The organism is Duganella sp. HH101 (assembly GCF_001758795.1).
GTDB lineage: Bacteria > Pseudomonadota > Gammaproteobacteria > Burkholderiales > Burkholderiaceae_D > Rugamonas > Rugamonas rivuli.
Map to the genome: position 1 here is coordinate 260,220 of NZ_LRON01000008.1, position 16,872 is coordinate 277,091.

At 64.2% G+C, this 16,872-nt stretch carries 11 protein-coding genes; 7 read left to right on the forward strand and 4 right to left on the reverse strand.

The window, feature by feature from the left end; translation table 11 throughout:
• Positions 1-13 precede the first annotated feature (13 nt).
• On the reverse strand, positions 14-577 hold the full coding sequence (locus DUGA2_RS15425) for a pseudouridine synthase (protein WP_070270184.1): 564 nt from the start codon (positions 575-577) through the stop codon (positions 14-16).
• Between the two features lie 198 nt (positions 578-775).
• Between DUGA2_RS15425 and icd the strand changes: the two genes are divergently transcribed.
• Positions 776-2,029 carry an NADP-dependent isocitrate dehydrogenase gene (gene icd / locus DUGA2_RS15430; protein WP_070270186.1) on the forward strand — a complete coding sequence of 418 codons (1,254 nt, stop codon included), beginning with the start codon at positions 776-778 and terminating at the stop codon, positions 2,027-2,029.
• Positions 2,030-2,108: 79 nt separating this feature from the next.
• Positions 2,109-3,452, forward strand: coding sequence for a chromate efflux transporter (gene chrA / locus DUGA2_RS15435; RefSeq protein WP_070270270.1), 1,344 nt, complete (start codon positions 2,109-2,111; stop codon positions 3,450-3,452).
• Positions 3,453-3,465: 13 nt separating this feature from the next.
• Here chrA and DUGA2_RS15440 read toward each other — a convergent pair whose 3' ends face one another.
• The 3 genes from DUGA2_RS15440 to DUGA2_RS32695 all read right to left on the reverse strand — a co-directional run bounded on the left by DUGA2_RS15440 (position 3,466) and on the right by DUGA2_RS32695 (position 4,567).
• Entirely contained in the window at positions 3,466-3,660 is a 195-nt protein-coding gene (locus DUGA2_RS15440; RefSeq protein ID WP_070270187.1) for a hypothetical protein, read from the reverse strand.
• 83 nt (positions 3,661-3,743) lie between these two features.
• The gene (locus DUGA2_RS15445) at positions 3,744-4,151 is read right to left on the reverse strand and encodes a glutaredoxin family protein (protein WP_083296337.1); all 408 of its coding nucleotides are present in this window, start codon (positions 4,149-4,151) and stop codon (positions 3,744-3,746) included.
• Between the two features lie 212 nt (positions 4,152-4,363).
• Positions 4,364-4,567, reverse strand: a complete 204-nt coding sequence (locus DUGA2_RS32695) for a cold-shock protein (RefSeq protein ID WP_008446468.1) — start codon at positions 4,565-4,567, stop codon at positions 4,364-4,366.
• Positions 4,568-4,891: 324 nt separating this feature from the next.
• Here DUGA2_RS32695 and clpS point away from each other — a divergent pair, with 324 nt between their 5' ends.
• From clpS to DUGA2_RS15470, 5 genes are all read left to right on the forward strand, one after another.
• Entirely contained in the window at positions 4,892-5,194 is a 303-nt protein-coding gene (gene clpS / locus DUGA2_RS15450) for an ATP-dependent Clp protease adapter ClpS (protein WP_008446470.1), read from the forward strand.
• Positions 5,191-7,497: an ATP-dependent Clp protease ATP-binding subunit ClpA gene (gene clpA / locus DUGA2_RS15455; RefSeq protein WP_008446472.1), complete on the forward strand. Its 2,307-nt coding sequence runs from the start codon at positions 5,191-5,193 to the stop codon at positions 7,495-7,497. The genes clpS and clpA overlap by 4 nt, the downstream gene beginning before the upstream one ends.
• 115 nt (positions 7,498-7,612) lie before the next feature.
• Complete coding sequence (locus DUGA2_RS15460; protein WP_083296338.1) at positions 7,613-10,957, forward strand: S41 family peptidase; 3,345 nt, start codon at positions 7,613-7,615, stop codon at positions 10,955-10,957.
• 9 nt (positions 10,958-10,966) lie between these two features.
• Positions 10,967-14,275: a S41 family peptidase gene (locus DUGA2_RS15465; RefSeq protein WP_070270189.1), complete on the forward strand. Its 3,309-nt coding sequence runs from the start codon at positions 10,967-10,969 to the stop codon at positions 14,273-14,275.
• A gap of 130 nt (positions 14,276-14,405) precedes the next feature.
• On the forward strand, positions 14,406-16,847 hold the full coding sequence (locus DUGA2_RS15470; RefSeq protein WP_070270190.1) for an FtsX-like permease family protein: 2,442 nt from the start codon (positions 14,406-14,408) through the stop codon (positions 16,845-16,847).
• Positions 16,848-16,872 lie beyond the last annotated feature (25 nt).

The window sequence follows — 16,872 nt, forward strand, 5'->3', positions numbered from 1 at the left end:
TTGCTGCGACGCATCATCGACCGGCCACATCCTTGGCCGACACTTCCATCCATTCCCCCGGCATCAGCGGATGCGTGGCCAGCGAGATCGCGCCGATGGCGCTGCGCACCAGCCGCAGCGTCGGCAGGCCGACGGCCGCCGTCATGCGCCGCACCTGGCGGTTCTTGCCTTCCTGTAGCGTGATCGCCAGCCAGCTGGTCGGCTGCTCGGCGCGGCTGCGGATGGGCGGATTACGCGGCCACAGCCATTCCGGTTCGGCGATCCGCACCGCCTTGCACGGCTTGGTGACGAAGTCGCCCAGGTCCAGCGGCGCCTGCAGCCGGGCCAGGCTGTCGGCGTCCGGCACGCCGTCCACCTGCACCAGGTAGACCTTGGCTTCCTTGTGGTCGGGGTGGGCGATGGTGTGCTGCAGCTTGCCGTCGTCGGTCAGCAGCATCAAGCCTTCGCTGTCGGCGTCGAGGCGGCCGGCGGGGTAGATGTTCGGGATCTTCAGATGGTCGGCCAACGTGGCGCGGCCGTCCTGCGGGGAGAACTGGCACAGCACCTGGAAAGGTTTATTAAATAGAATGAGGGACATACTTCACTTAAGTTGATTTTGGTGTAGGCTTGTCGGCCTGCCATGGAAAACCGTGGCGCCTACTAAAATACTGGTGCATAATGGGTAACGCCTGTCTTATGTCTTATAGAAGACTTGAGACTAATGTGTTAAACTGGCAACAAATTCATGCTCCGTGAGCAGCCAGCTGCTTGCCGAGCGCCCACTTCGGAGAACACGATGTATCAGCATATCAAAGTACCTGCCGACGGCCAAAAAATCACCGTCAACGCCGATTTTTCCCTGAATGTACCAGATAACCCTATCATCCCGTACATCGAGGGCGATGGCACCGGCGTCGATATCAGCCCGGTCATGATCAAGGTGATCGATGCGGCGGTCGCCAAGGCCTACGGCGGCAAGCGCGCGATCCGCTGGATGGAAATCTTTGCCGGCGAAAAATCGACCACCGTGTACGGCCCGGACGTGTGGCTGCCGGAAGAAACCCTGGCCGTGCTGAAGGACTACGTGGTCTCGATCAAGGGCCCGCTGACCACGCCGGTCGGCGGCGGCATCCGCTCGCTGAACGTGGCGCTGCGCCAGCAGCTGGACCTGTACGTCTGCCTGCGCCCGGTGCGCTACTTCACCGGCGTGCCATCGCCGGTCAAAGAGCCTGAGAAGACCGACATGGTGATCTTCCGCGAGAACTCGGAAGACATCTACGCCGGCATCGAATACCAGCAGGGTTCGGAAGGCGCGAAGAAACTGATCGACTTCCTGGTCAAGGAAATGGGCGTCACCAAGATCCGCTTCCCGGAAACCTCGGGCCTGGGCATCAAGCCGGTGTCGATCGAAGGCACGCAGCGCCTGGTGCGCAAGGCGATCCAGTACGCGATCGACAACGACAAGCCGTCCGTGACCATTGTCCACAAGGGCAACATCATGAAGTACACCGAAGGCGGCTTCCGCGACTGGGCCTACGAACTGGCGCAGAAGGAATTCGGCGCGCAGCTGATCGACGGCGGCCCATGGTGCAAGTTCAAGAATCCGAAGACCGGCCGCGACATCACGATCAAGGATTCGATCGCCGACGCCTTCCTGCAGCAGATCCTGCTGCGTCCGGCCGAGTACAGCGTGATCGCCACCCTGAACCTGAACGGCGACTACATCTCGGACGCGCTGGCGGCCCAGGTGGGCGGCATCGGCATCGCGCCGGGCGCCAACCTGTCGGACTCGGTCGCGATGTTCGAAGCCACCCACGGCACCGCGCCCAAGTACGCCGGCAAGGACTACGTGAACCCGGGCTCGCTGATCCTGTCCGCTGAAATGATGCTGCGCCACATGGGCTGGATCGAAGCGGCCGACCTGATCATCAAGGCGATGGAGAAAGCCATCGATTCGAAGCGCGTGACCTACGACTTCGCCCGCCTGATGGAAGGCGCGACCCAGGTGTCGTGCTCCGGCTTCGGCGACGTGATGATCGAGCAGATGTAAGCCAGATGCGCCGGCCTTCGCCAGCGCACAACAGCCCCGCTTCCGCGATGGAGCGGGGCTTTTTTTTGATGGAGCGATGATGACGTCTTCTTCGGCGCCGGCGGCGCCCACGCTGTGGCAAGCCTTCCGTTTCTGGCTCAAGCTGGGCTGCATCAGCTTTGGCGGGCCGGCGGGACAGATCGCCATCATGCACCAGGAGCTGGTCGAACGCCGGCGCTGGATTTCCGAGCGCCGCTTCCTGCACGCGCTGAACTACTGCATGCTGCTGCCCGGCCCCGAGGCGCAGCAGCTGGCCACTTACATCGGCTGGCTGCTGCACCGCACGCGCGGCGGCATCATCGCCGGCGCGCTGTTCGTGCTGCCGTCTCTGCTGTTGCTGGTGTTGCTATCGTGGCTGTACATCGCCTACGGCCAGCAGCCGCTGCTGGCGGGGCTGTTCTATGGCATCAAGCCGGCCGTCACCGCCATCGTGCTGCAGGCCGCGCACCGCATCGGCACGCGCGCCTTGCGCAACGGCTGGCTGTGGGCCATTGCCGGCGCCGCCTTCGTGGCGGTGTTCGCCTTGCAGCTGCCGTTCCCGCTGATCGTGGCAGGCGCCGCGCTGGCCGGCTACCTCGGCGGCCGCTACCTGCCGCAGGCCTTCAAGATCGGCGGCGGCCATGGCGCCGCCAAGGCCTCGTATGGAGCCGCTGTGATCGACGACGAGACGCCGCCGCCACCGCATGCGCAATTCCGCTGGAGGCGGCTGGCGCTGGTTGCCGTCGGCGGCGCGCTGCTGTGGCTGGCGCCGATGGCGCTGCTGATGTCGACGTTGGGCTGGCAGCACACCTACACGCAGATGGCCTGGTTCTTCACCAAGGCCGCCTTGCTGACGTTCGGCGGCGCCTATGCGGTGCTGCCCTATGTGTACCAGGGCGCGGTGGCGCACTACGGCTGGCTGACGCCGCCGCAGATGATGGACGGCCTGGCGCTGGGCGAGACCACGCCCGGCCCGCTGATCATGGTGGTGGCGTTCGTCGGATTCGTCGGCGGCTACGGGCTGGCGCCGTCGGGCGGGCTGGCTGCGCCGCTGGCGGGCGCCGTGGCGGCCACGCTGGTGACGTGGTTCACCTTCCTGCCGTCGTTCGTGTTCATCCTGGCCGGCGGCCCGCTGGTCGAGGCCACGCGCGACGATCTGCACTTCACCGCGCCGCTGACCGGCATCACGGCGGCCGTGGTCGGCGTCATCCTCAACCTGGCGCTGTTCTTCGCCTGGCACGTGGTCTGGCCGGCCGGTTTCGATGGGCGGCCCGACTGGGCGGCGGCCGCGATCGCGCTGGCGGCCGCCGTTGCTTTGTTGCGCTACCGGCAGAAGGTGCCGCAGGTGATTGCGGCGTGCGCCGTGGCGGGCCTGGCGTTCAAGCAGCTGGCTGCCGCGCTGTGATGGAAGGCCTGCCTTAGCCGCCGACGCTGCCTTCGCAGCTGTCCTGGCACGAGTAGAGGTTGACCTCGCAGGTCTCGGTCGGTTGGCCGGACCGTATGCACATCCGGTACTCGACGAGGCAGGTGTGGTAGCAGCTGCCGGCCCAGGCCGATGCCGATGCGGCACCGACGCCGATGGCGAACACAAACAGTTTCAGTTTCTTATTCATCAAGACTCCTCCAAAGTGACTGGACGTAGACCATGCCTGCGACCGTGCCGTCCATGTACACGGCCCCCAAACCGGGGTGGCGCTCAGCGGCGTGCCGTCGGCTTCAGCTGGTCGAGCGCGGCTTCGATGACCGGCAGCTTGAAGCCGGTGATGCGGCGGTTGCCGATCAGGATCACCGGCACGGCGGTCTCGCCGAAGCTGCGGTAATCCTGCTGGCCCTTGCCGGCGTGGCTGACGTCGACATCGGCGTAGGGGATGTTGTGCTCGCTCAGGTAGTCGCGGGTCAGCTGGCAGTAGGGGCAGGTCTTGGTGCCGTACAACACCACCTTGGTGGCGGCGTCGGGATAGTAGGACTGGAAGTTGCCTTCGACGTAGGCCGGCGCCAGCCACTGCGGCACTTTGGTCGCGAGGCGGCCGATTCCCAGGCCCAATCCCAGTATCGCGGCGTAGACCAGGATGGTTTTGACCTTCTTGATGTGCATGCTATTCATATGGCCCCTGGTAAGAGACGAATGGCGGCTTTGACGATGCCTTATAGGCATCATTGGCTTAATGCATAAGATTATGCATTTTTCAACTTTGGCGATTCTATTGAATTGTCACGGCGGGGCGTGATTGTAGGAGTTCTGCAACACTTGGCGGCGGGGTAGGGACGAAAAAAAACCCCGCGGTGCGAGGTTTTTCACATCTGCTGCTTAAAAAATTAAGCGGATTGGATGTTGGAAGCTTGCTTGCCTTTAGGGCCTTGCGTGACTTCGAATTGAACTTTTTGACCTTCTTTGAGGGTCTTGAAACCGTTCATGTTGATTGCGGAGAAGTGAGCGAACAAATCCTCGCCGCCGTCATCTGGAGTGATGAAGCCAAAACCTTTGGAATCATTGAACCACTTAACTGTACCTGTTGCCATAAAAAGAACTTTCAAAATTAAAACGGATCACACGAGCCATAAAAGCAAGAAGCTTCTTGCCCCCTCCTCACGCCTCACTTCTTATCAACATGTACATTTCTGCACGCAGCCGATAACGCATTGTTAGCGGATCAAATTCCAAAGTCAAGCAGATTTGTATGCATTTTGCTACTTTTAACTCAATTGGCGAAAAAGCAACTCTTGATTTTGGCGGATGGGTCGCCATCTGCGTCAAGTTCAGAAAACGCGTAAGATGGAAAACAATTGGATGTGCATAGTGAAATGCCCATTGCATCAACCCCGAAAGCATTAGAATATAAGCGTATGGCAACCAAGCATGATACCGAAACCCTCTTGGAGCGGCAAACGCTGAAGCCGCCACCTCTGTACCAGGTGGCGTTGCTCAATGATGACTATACCCCGATGGAATTCGTGGTCGCCATCATTCAGGAGTATTTCAACAAAGACCGTGAAACGGCCACGCAGATAATGCTCAGTGTTCATCGCTACGGCAAGGGAGTGTGCGGCGTGTTCTCAAAAGATATAGCCTGTACCAAAGTGGAGTTCGTTTTAACGCATGCGCGCAAGGCGGGGCACCCCCTGCAATGCGTGATGGAGGAAGTATGATTGCGCAGGAATTAGAAGTAAGTTTGCACATGGCGTTTGTCGAAGCTCGGCAGGCACGGCACGAATTCATCACGGTGGAGCACTTGCTGCTGGCCTTGCTTGACAATCCTTCGGCTGCCGAAGTGTTGCGCGCTTGCGCCGTCAACATTGAAGACCTGCGTAAAACGCTGACCAACTTCATCGGCGACAACACGCCGACCGTGCCCGGCACGGGCGAAGTGGACACCCAGCCTACGCTGGGCTTCCAGCGCGTGATCCAGCGCGCGATCATGCACGTGCAGTCGGCCTCCAACGGCAAGAAGGAAGTCACCGGCGCCAACGTGCTGGTGGCGATCTTCGGCGAGAAGGACTCGCACGCGGTCTACTACCTGCACCAGCAGGGCGTGACCCGCCTGGACGTGGTCAACTTCATCTCGCACGGCGTGCGCAAGGACCAGCAGGCCGATGCCGCCAAGGCGTCGGAAGGCGTGGAAGAGGGCGCACCGGGCGGCGAAGGCCAGACCAAGGAAAGCCCGCTCGACCAGTTCACGCAAAACCTGAACAAGGCCGCCGCCGAAGGCAAGATCGATCCGCTGATCGGCCGCGAGGACGAAGTCGACCGCGTGATCCAGATCCTGTGCCGTCGCCGCAAGAACAATCCGCTGCTGGTGGGCGAGGCAGGCGTGGGCAAGACCGCCATCGCCGAGGGCCTGGCCTACCGCATCACCCAGAACGACGTGCCGGAAATCCTGTCGAATGCCGTCGTGTATTCGCTGGACATGGGCGCGCTGCTGGCAGGCACCAAGTATCGCGGCGACTTCGAGCAGCGCCTGAAGGCCGTCCTCAAGCAATTGAAGGACAACCCGAACGGCATCCTGTTCATCGACGAGATCCACACCATCATCGGCGCCGGCTCGGCCTCGGGCGGCACGCTGGACGCGTCCAACCTGCTGAAACCGGCCCTGGCCAATGGCCAGCTGAAGTGTGTCGGCGCGACCACGTACACCGAGTTCCGCGGCGTGTTTGAAAAAGACCACGCGCTGAGCCGCCGCTTCCAGAAAGTGGACGTCAACGAACCGACCGTCGAGCAGACCGTGCAGATCCTGCGCGGCCTGAAGTCGCGCTTCGAAGAGCACCACGGCGTCAAGTACTCGTCGTCGGCGCTGTCGACGGCGGCCGAGCTGGCGGCCCGCTTCATCAACGACCGCCACCTGCCGGACAAGGCCATCGACGTCATCGACGAAGCCGGTGCGGCACAACGCATCCTGCCGAAATCGAAGCAGAAGAAAACCATCGGCAAGACCGAGATCGAGGACATCATCGCCAAGATCGCGCGCATCCCGCCGCAGACCGTCAACCAGGACGACCGCAGCAAGCTGCAAACCATCGACCGCGACCTGCGCAACGTGGTATTCGGCCAGGATCCCGCGATCGAAGCGCTGGCTTCGGCGATCAAGATGGCGCGCGCCGGCCTGGGCAAGACCGACAAGCCGATCGGCTCCTTCCTGTTCTCCGGTCCCACCGGCGTCGGCAAGACCGAGGTGGCCAAGCAGCTGGCCTTCATCCTGGGCATCGAACTGATCCGCTTCGACATGTCGGAGTACATGGAGCGCCACGCCGTGTCGCGCCTGATCGGCGCGCCGCCGGGCTACGTCGGTTTCGACCAGGGCGGCCTGCTGACCGAAGCCATCACCAAGAAACCGCACGCGGTGCTGCTGCTCGACGAGATTGAAAAAGCCCATCCGGACATTTTCAACATCCTGCTGCAGGTGATGGACCACGGCACGCTGACCGACAACAACGGACGCAAGGCCGACTTCCGCAACGTGATCATCATCATGACGACGAACGCGGGCGCCGAGAGCTTGCAGAAGACCTCGATCGGCTTCACGAATTCCAAGCAGGCCGGCGACGAGATGGCCGACATCAAGCGCATGTTCACGCCGGAGTTCCGCAACCGTATCGACGCCACCATCAGCTTCCGTGCGCTGGACGAGGAAATCATCCTGCGCGTGGTCGACAAGTTCCTGATGCAGCTGGAAGAGCAGCTGCACGAGAAGAAAGTCGAAGCCATCTTCAGCGAGAAACTGCGCAAGTTCCTGGCGAAGAAAGGTTTCGATCCGCTGATGGGCGCGCGCCCGATGGCGCGTCTGATCCAGGACATGATCCGCAAGGCGCTGGCCGACGAGCTGCTGTTCGGCCGCCTGGTCACTGGCGGCCGCGTGACGGTCGACCTGGACGAGAAAGACCAGGTCAAGCTGGAGTTCCCGGAACCGCCGGACGCCGCGCCGACGATTCCACCGGAAACCGTCGAAGTCGAATAAGCCCGTTAAGGCCTCATAAAGAGCCCGCCCACGAAAGTGGCGCGGGTTTTTTTTCTTTTAAGCCTGAAGCTGTGCCAGAATTGTCGTTCCATTTGACAAACATTGAAACTGTCCCATGATCCCGACTTCTCTGCGCCTCCGTCCTCTCGTCCTGATGTTCCTGTCCGCCGGCCTGTTGTCCGGCGCCGCCTCCGCCGCCGACGCCTACTACCGTTTCCCCGCCATCCGATCCGACGCCGTGGTCTTCACCGCCGAGGGCGACCTGTGGAAGACCGGCGCCCACGGCGGCGCCGCGCAGCGCCTGACCACCCACCCGGCCGCCGAAACCAACGCCGCCATCTCGCACGACGGCAAGTGGATCGCCTTCTCGGCCTCCTACGAGGGCGGCCAGGAAGCCTACGTGATGCCGCTGGCCGGCGGCCTGCCCAAGCGCATCACCTTCGAGAACGGCGCCGTCTCCGTGCTGGGCTGGACCGCCCAGGGCGAAGTGCTGGTGACGACGCTCGACAGCAAGGGACCGTCGCGCAACAACGTCATCGCGGCCGTCAAGCCGGGCGACCTGCAACGCCGCGTGTTCCCCGTGGCCGAGGCCAACGACGCCGTGCTCGACGACGCCGGCAAGACGCTGTACTTCACCCGCAACGGCCTGGCGCTGACCAACGACAACGTCAAGCGCTATCGCGGCGGCGCCCACGCGCAGTTGTGGCGCTACGACCTGGCCGGCACCGCCGAAGCCACGCCGCTGCTGCCCGGCGACGCCGGCAACAACAAGCGGCCCATGTGGTGGCAGGGCCGCGTCTACTTCATCAGCGACCGTGGCGGCTCCGACAATCTGTGGTCGATGGCGGCCGACGGCAGCGATCCGCGCCAGCTGACCAACCACGCCGACTGGGACGTGCGCAACGCCGCGCTGGGCGACGGCCGCATCGTCTACCAGCTGGGCGCCGACCTGCACGTGCTGGACCTGGCCGCCGCCAAGGACGAGCAACTGGCCATCAGCCTGGTCTCCGACTTCGACCAGCAGCGCGCGCGCCAGATCCGCTCGCCGCTGGACAACCTGACCAACGTCCAGCTTTCCGGCAAGGACGAGCGCCTGGTGCTGACCGCGCGCGGCCGCGTCAGCGTGGCCGGCACCGGCTCGCAGCGCCGCGTGGAGATCGCCGTACCGGAGGGCGCGCGCGCCCGCGAGGCGGTGTTCAGCCACGACGATAAATGGGTCTACGCCATCGTCGACAGCACCGGCGAAAACGAAATCTGGAAATTCGCCGCCGACGGTTCCGGCAAGGGCGAGCAGCTGACCAGGGATGGCAATCATCACCGCTGGCAGCTGTACCCGTCGCCGGACGGCCGCTGGCTGGCCCACACCGACAAGAAAGGCCGCCTGTGGATGCTGGACCTGGCCACCAAGGCCAATACCGTCGTCGACGATGGCAGCAAGGTGGGCTCGGACCGGCACGATGAAATCCTGTGGTCCGGCGACAGCAAGAACCTGGCGCTGGTGCGCGCCGCCAGCACCGAACAGCGCGAGCAGATCGGCCTGTACAACGTCGAGTCGAAGCAGCTGGCCTTCGTCACCGGCGACCGCTACAACTCGCGCTCGCCGGCGTTTTCGCCGGATGGCAAGTGGCTGTACTTCCTCTCGGCCCGCAACTTCCAGCTGGCGAACGGTTCGCCGTGGGGCGACCGCAACATGGGACCGGTGTTCGACAAGCGCACCGGCGTCTATGCGCTGGCGCTCCAGCCGGGCAACCGCTTCCCGTTCAAGCCCGACGATGAGCTGAACAAGCCGGGCGACAAGCCGGCCGAAGGCGCGGCCGAAAAAGCCGCCGAGCAGGCCGCCGAGAAGGCTGTCGAAAAAGCCGTCGCCAAGACCACGCCGGAGAAGAAGGCTGGCAAGTCGCTGCCGGCCATTGCCTACGCCGGCCTGGCGGATCGTCTGTACGAAGTGCCGCTCGCTGCCGGCAATTACCGCAACCTGCAAATCGACGACAAGCGCCTGTACTTCCTCGATGCCGACGGCAATGAGGGCAAGGCCAACCTGAAAACGCTGGCGATCGCCGCCAACGGCCCGCAGCCGGAAGTCTTCGTCAGCGGCGTGCGCGAATACGACCTCGCGACCGACAAGAAGCATCTGTACTACCGCATCCACGCTGCCAACGGGCCGGGCGACATGCTGGTGGTGGAGGCGGGCGCCAAGGCCCCGTCGGACGTATCCAAGGCCAAGGTCAAGGTGGACGACTGGAGCTTCACCTCCAACCCGCGCCTGGAATGGACGCAGATGTTCAACGACGCCTGGCGCATGCACCGCGACTTCCTGTACGACGCCAAGATGCGCGGCGTGAACTGGACCGGCGTGCGCGCCAAGTACGCGCCGCTGGTGGAGCGTGTGACCGACCGCGCGGAGCTCAACGACGTGCTGGGCATGATGGTCAGCGAAGTGGGCGCGCTGCACTCGCAGATCGCGCCGGGCGAACTGCGCCGGCCATCGCCGGAAGGCTCGCCGGCCGGCCTGGGTGCGCTGCTGACGCGCAGCGCCGACGGCTACCGCGTCGACCACATCTACCGCAGCGAACCGGAGCTGCCGTCCGAACGCGGCCCGCTGCTGCAGCCGGACGTGGACGTGAAGGAGGGCGACGTCATCACCGCCGTCAACGGCAAGCCAGTGCTGGAGGCACGCGACATCGCCGACCTGCTGCTGAACCAGGCCGACAAGCAAATGCTGCTGCAGGTGAAGCGTAAAGAGGGCGGCAACCGCTCCGTGATCGTCACGCCGGTCAACATGGCCAAGCAGGCCGGCCTGCGCTACGGCGACTGGGAGCAGAGCCGTGCGCGCCAGGTGGAGGCCGCGTCGCAGGGCCGCATCGGCTACCTGCACCTGCGCGCCATGGGCCCGCGCGATATCGCCTCGTTCGCACGCGACTTCTACGCCAACGTCAACCGCGACGGCCTGATCATCGACGTACGCCGCAACAACGGCGGCAACATCGACAGCTGGGTGATCGAAAAGCTGCTGCGCAAGGCCTGGGCCTTCTGGTCGTCGCCGGGCGCGCTGCCCGCGCCGAATATGCAGAAGACCTTCCGTGGCCACCTGGTGGTACTGATCGACGAGTACACCTACTCGGACGGCGAGACCTTCGCCGCCGGCATCAAGGCCCTGGGCCTGGCGCCGCTGGTCGGCAAGCGCACTGCGGGCGCCGGCGTCTGGCTCAGCGATAACAACCGCCTGAGCGACAACGGCATGGCGCGCGTGGCGGAGAACGGCCAGTTCAACACCGCCGACGGCCAGTGGCTGATCGAAGGCGTGGGCGTATCGCCGGACGTGGAAGTGGACAACCTGCCGCACGCAACGTATCAAGGCCAGGACCGCCAGCTGGAAGTGGCGCTGGACCTGCTGGACAAGAAGCTGAAGGCGCAGCCGATCAAGGCCTATCAGCCGCAAGCCATCCCCGCGCTTAAATAAGGAGAGACGATGAAGCATCTGTTATCCGCAGCCGTTGCCGCTGCGTTGCTGTCCATGAGCCACGGCGCGCTGGCGCTGCCCAACACCAGCGACACGCGCATGCTGACCGAACCGGCGCTGTCGGCGCAGCACCTGGCCTTCATCTACGCGGGCGACCTGTGGCTGGCTAACCGCGACGGTTCAGCGCCGCGCCGCCTGACCTCCGACCTTGGCGATAAATCGAACCCGGTGTTTTCGCCCGACGGCAAATCGATCGCCTACAGCGCGCAGGTGGACGGCAATACCGACGTCTACCTGCTGCCCGTCGAAGGCGGCATACCGAAACGGCTGACCTACCATCCCGGCGCCGACGTGGTGCAGGCCTTCACGCCCGACGGCAAGGCGGTGATGTTCACCTCGCCGCGCGCGGCCTTCAACAACCGCTTCCGCAAGCTGTTCACCGTGCCGGTGGGCGGCGGCGTGGAGACCGAACTGGAAGTGCCGAACGCCGCCCGCGCCGGCTGGTCGCCGGACGGCAAACAGATCGCCTACAACCCGTTCTCGCCGGCGTTCATGCAGTGGAAGCACTATCGCGGCGGCACCAACTCCATCCTGTGGCTGTTCAACCGCACCGACAAATCGGTGCAGAAGATCCCGCAGCCCGCCACGCATTCGAACGATGTCGATCCCGTGTGGATAGGCGACACCGTCTACTTCCGCTCCGACCGCGACGGCGAATTCAATCTGTACGCCTACGACGTCAAGAGCAAGGCGGTGCGCGCATTGACGCGGCATACCGACTTCCCGGTGCTGAACATCGCCGCCAACGGCGGCGGCATCGTCTACGAGCAGGCAGGTTATCTACACGCGCTGGACCTGGCCAGCGGGCAGTCGCGCAAGCTCACCATCGGCGTCAACAGCGACCTGGGCGCATCGCGCCCGCGCTGGGTCAGCGGCGCCAAGTACATCCGCAACGCTTCGATCTCGCCGTCCGGCGCGCGCGTGGCGTATGAGTTCCGTGGCGAGATCGTCACCATCCCCGCAGATAAAGGCGATGTGCGCAACCTGACGCATACGCCCGCCGCGAACGAACGCACGCCTGCATGGTCGCCGGACGGCCGCTCCGTCGCCTACTTCTCGGACGAATCGGGCGAGTACGCGCTGCACATCCGCGCCCAGGACGGCAAGGGCGAACCGCGCAAGTTCAAGCTCACCGGCGCAGGCTTCTACGACTACCCGGTCTGGTCGCCAGACAGCAAGAAGATCGCCTACACCGACAACGCGTGGACGCTGTATGTGCTGGACGTGGCCACGGGAGCGATCAAGAAGATCGCCAGCGAGCCGCTGTACGGCGTGAACAAGACGCTGCGCGCCGCATGGGCGCCGGATTCGCGCTGGATCGCCTATGCGCTCAATTCGATGACCTATACCCGCAGCGCCTACATCTACTCGCTGGAGCAGAACAAATCGTGGCCGGTGACGGATGGCTTGTCCGACGTGGTCGATCCGGTGTTCGACAAGAGCGGCAAGTACCTGTACTTCTTCGCCTCGACCAACGCGGGACCGAGCAACAACTGGTTCTCGCAGCAGAACGAGGATAACCGCGTCACCCGCACGATCTGGATGGCGGTGTTGCGGCGCGACCTGCCGTCGCCGCTGATCAAGGAAAGCGACGAGGAGAAGAGCGCGGCGTCGGCCACGCCGCCAGCGCAGGCATCGGCCAAGGAGCCGGCCAAGGCGGAGCCGCCCAAGGTCGATCCGAAGACTGGTCGTGACGATCCCAAGGTAACGGTGGCGCCGGTGGCGCCGATCTCCATCGACTTCGAAGGCATCGAAAGCCGCATCGTCGATCTGCCCGTACCTGCGGCCGCGCTGTCCGATCTGAACGCAGGTGAAGCAGGGCAGATCTTCTTCCTGCGCGAGAACGACGGCAAGAAAGCCATCCAGCGCTTCGACCTGAAGGACCGCAAGGCCGAAACGCTGCTGGCCGAAGCCGACGAATACGAAGTCTCCGCCGACGGCAAGAAGATCCTGTACCGCCTGAAGGAAGCCTGGGCGATGGGTAGCGCCACTGCCAAGACGCTGGCGCCGGGCGAAGGCAAGATCAAGGTCGAAGCGATCGAGGTGCGCGCCGAACCGCGTGCAGAGTGGGAGCAGATCTTCAACGAAGCCTGGCGCATCAACCGCGACTTCTTCTACGACCCTGGCATGCACGGCGCCGACTGGAACAAGATGCGCGCAAAGTACGCGCAGTTCCTGCCTGAGCTGTCCAGCCGCGCCGATTTGAATCGCCTGATCCAGTGGTTGTGCAGCGAGTTGGGCGTGGGCCACCATCGCGGCGGCGGCGGCGATTTCTTCACCGACGCCAAGCCTGTGCCGGGCGGCCTGCTGGGCGCCGACTACGAAGTGAGCGACGGCCACTATCGCTTCAAGAAGGTGTACGGCGGCTTGAACTGGAACCCGGCGCTGCGCGCGCCGCTGACCGAGCCTGGCCTCAACGTCAAGGCCGGCGAGTACCTGCTGGCGGTCGAAGGCCGTCCGCTGCTGGCGCCGACGAATTTGTACAGCGCCTTTGAGAACACCGCCAACAAGGCCATCGACATCACCGTCGGCCCGAACGCGGACGGCAGCAAATCGCGCACCATCACCGTGGTGCCTGTGCCTAACGAGGATGCGCTGCGCAACCGCGACTGGATCGAGGGGAATATCCGCAAGGTGAATGCGGCCACCGGCGGCAAGGTCGCCTACGTCTACGTGCCGAACACCGCGACGCTGGGCCATACCTTCTTCAAGCGCTACTTCTTCCCGCAGGCCGACAAGGACGCCGTCATCATCGATGAACGCTTCAACGGCGGCGGCAGCGTGGCCGACTACTACCTGGAGATTTTGCAGAAGAAGGAAATCGCCTGGTGGACCATGCGCTACGGCGCCGACATGAAAACGCCATCGGCCTCGATCCAGGGACCGCGCGCGATGCTGATCGACGAAACGGCCGGCTCGGGCGGCGACCTGCTGCCGTGGATGTTCCGCAAAAACCAAATGGGCCCGCTGATCGGCAAGCGCACCTGGGGTGGCCTGGTGGGCATCCTCGGCTTCCCGACGTTGATGGATGGCGGCGGTATCACCGCGCCCAACCTGGCCTTCTGGACCCGCGACGGCGGCTGGGGCGTGGAGAACGAAGGCGTGGCGCCGGATATCGAAGTCGACCAGAATCCGGCCGACGTGATCGCCGGCCGCGATCCGCAACTGGAAAAAGCGATTGAGGTCATCAAGGCCGAACTGGCGAAGAACCCGCCGGTACGCCCTGTGCGTCCGGCCTTCCCGATCAAGGCGAAGTAAAGTGTTCGGAAGTGAACAGCGATAACGTTCGCTTCCGAACATCCTGTATCGATTTTGTCCGTCCGGGCATCCGAAAGTGCGTGGCATGGATGTTGCAACACTGGGGTATTTTCCTCAACGGACTAAACACATGAAGCTTGGAGATTTTCGTATCGGCTGGCGCACCCTGATCCAGGAACCGGCGTACACATTGGCGGTGGTGCTCGGCCTGGGTGTCGGTCTGGCGGCGAGCCTGCTGCTGCTTGGATTCGTGCGGTATTCGATGGAGTACAACGCGCACATCCCGGAGGTCGACCGCATCTACGTCGTCAAGCAGTACTACAACGTCGACCCGAGCGAGCCGCTGCACGAGGTGGCGCCGATGTTCCTGCGCGAAGCGGCGCTGAAGGTGCCCGGCGTGGCCGATGCCACCAGCTACATTCCTGCGCGGCCGGAGATCGATCCGCTCACCGTGCGGATCGGCAGCAAGGTGCTGCGGGTGGGCGGCCTGACGGTGCTGCCGGGCTTCCCGCAGACGCTGGGCTTGAAGGCGGTGCAGGGCGACCTGTCGGCGCTGGACAAGCCCAATCTGTTCGTCATCACCGAAGACGCCGCGCTGCGGCTGTTCGGCACCCGCGATGCGCTGGGCCGCACCATGCTCAATGAGGGCAATACCTTGCAGGTGGGCGCCGTGGTACGCACGCCGCCGTCGAATACGACGATCTCCTTCGAGGTCCTGTTCGGGGTGAACTCCGTCGTGGCGGGCCAGGACATCCGGCACGAGATGCTCACTGGCGAACATGGCTGGATGGGCAAGCTGTTGATACGCGTGCGGCCCGGCGCTTCGCTGACGGCGATACGTGACCGTCTGCAGCAGGTGGTCGACACCACGCCGAGCGTGCAGCACTTCCCGCCGGAGACGCGCGAGCGTCTGGGCAAACGACGCGCCATCGAGCTGGTTCTGTCGCCGCTGCGCGACGCCTATTTCGATTACAAACTCGCGGACAGCCCGATGTCGAAGGCGCATGAACGGGGTAATCCGGTCGTCGTGGCCGGGATCGCGGCGGTGGCGGTGCTGATCCTGGCGCTGGCGGCGATCAACTATCTGAACCTGACCACCGTGCGCGTGCTGCGGCGCCAGCGCGAGGTGGCGATGCGCAAGGTGCTTGGCGCCGGCGTCGGGCAGCTGATGCGGCAGTTCCTGGTCGAGTCGTTGATGGTGTCGACGGCGGCGACGCTGCTTGGGCTGCTGCTGGCGTGGCTGGCGCTGCCGATGTTCTCCCAACTGGTCAACCGCCATCTGGATAGTTTGTTTTCTCTGTCGAACATCCTGGCGGCGTTCGGCATCGGCGCGCTGCTGGGCGTGGTGACGGCGATTTATCCGGCGTGGGTGGCGTTGCGCGTGCACCCGACGCAGGTGCTGGCAGGGCGTCCCGACACGGAGTCGCGAGGCAGCACGCAGTGGCGCCGCGTGCTCACCGTGGTGCAGGTTGCCACCGCGATGGCGTTCGCCAGCGTGACGATCGCCGTGGCCTGGCAGACCGACTTTGCGATGCATGCATCGCCCGGCTTCGATCCGGCGCCGCTGGTGATCGTCGACATGCCGGGCAGGGTGAGGGACCAGCCGCAGGCGCGTGGCTTGTATACGGCCTTGTCGGCGCAGCCTGGCGTGGAGAGCGTGGCCATTTCCGAAGACCCGGTGGGCCGGCTCGATTGGGCCTGGTCGCGCGAGTTGAAACGTCCGGGTGGCGCGGTGGCGATGATGGAGATGAAATCGGTCAGCGCCAATTTCTTCGAGACGTATCGCATCAATGCGGTGGCGGGGCGCTTGTTCCAGGCCGCGACGGACAAGGAGGACGACAAGGTGCCGGTGTTGTTGAACGCCGTTGCCGTGCGCGAGCTGGGTTTCGCCAGCAACGAGGCGGCCATTGGCGAGACGGTGCTGTTCACCGGCTTCGACGACAAGGTCATCGCCAAGCGCATCGTCGGCGTGGTGCCGGAGCTGCGCTTCCATTCGCTGCGGGAAGCGCCGCGTGCGACCGCGTATGAATTGTGGACTGCTGGTAGTGTGCTGAGCGTGCGCACCAAGGGGGCGCCGGCGGATGTGGAGCGCGCCGTGCAGCGCCTGTGGCCGAGCTACTTCCCGGATGCGGTATCGAAGACCTACCGTGCCAGCGATGTCCTGGCCGTCAACTACGCGGAGGATGCGCGCGTGGCCAAGCTGCTGGCGATTGCCACCGTCATCGCGCTGGTGATCGCGGCGTTCGGGACGTACGTGTTGGCGGCCAACACGGTACAGCGGCGCGCGAAGGAGATCGTGCTGCGCAAGCTGCATGGTGCGCAGCGGGGCGATATCGGCTTGCTGGTGGTGCGTGAGATTGGTGCGCTGACGCTGATCGCCGCCGCCATCGCCTTGCCGCTGGCGGGGCTGGCGATCAACCGCTACCTGGCTTCCTTCACCGAGCACGCGCCGATAGGCTACTGGACCATGCTGTTCGCGCTGGCGTTGACGCTGATCGTCGCCTTGATCGCCATCACCCGCCACACCTGGATCGCCATGCGCATGGTGCCTGCCGAGGCGCTGCGCACGTAGAAACATCGGGGTCAGGTCTGACATT

Bases quoted from the DNA above. Each gene is read 5' to 3' on its own strand.
- DUGA2_RS15440 (WP_070270187.1), bottom strand. From the start codon at position 3,660: ATGAATAAGAAACTGAAACTGTTTGTGTTCGCCATCGGCGTCGGTGCC.
- DUGA2_RS15470 (WP_070270190.1), top strand. From the start codon at position 14,406: ATGAAGCTTGGAGATTTTCGTATCGGCTGGCGCACCCTGATCCAGGAA.
- clpA (WP_008446472.1), top strand. From the start codon at position 5,191: ATGATTGCGCAGGAATTAGAAGTAAGTTTGCACATGGCGTTTGTCGAA.
- DUGA2_RS32695 (WP_008446468.1), bottom strand. From the start codon at position 4,567: ATGGCAACAGGTACAGTTAAGTGGTTCAATGATTCCAAAGGTTTTGGC.
- DUGA2_RS15425 (WP_070270184.1), bottom strand. From the start codon at position 577: ATGTCCCTCATTCTATTTAATAAACCTTTCCAGGTGCTGTGCCAGTTC.
- DUGA2_RS15465 (WP_070270189.1), top strand. From the start codon at position 10,967: ATGAAGCATCTGTTATCCGCAGCCGTTGCCGCTGCGTTGCTGTCCATG.
- DUGA2_RS15445 (WP_083296337.1), bottom strand. From the start codon at position 4,151: ATGAATAGCATGCACATCAAGAAGGTCAAAACCATCCTGGTCTACGCC.
- chrA (WP_070270270.1), top strand. From the start codon at position 2,109: ATGACGTCTTCTTCGGCGCCGGCGGCGCCCACGCTGTGGCAAGCCTTC.
- DUGA2_RS15460 (WP_083296338.1), top strand. From the start codon at position 7,613: ATGATCCCGACTTCTCTGCGCCTCCGTCCTCTCGTCCTGATGTTCCTG.
- icd (WP_070270186.1), top strand. From the start codon at position 776: ATGTATCAGCATATCAAAGTACCTGCCGACGGCCAAAAAATCACCGTC.
- clpS (WP_008446470.1), top strand. From the start codon at position 4,892: ATGGCAACCAAGCATGATACCGAAACCCTCTTGGAGCGGCAAACGCTG.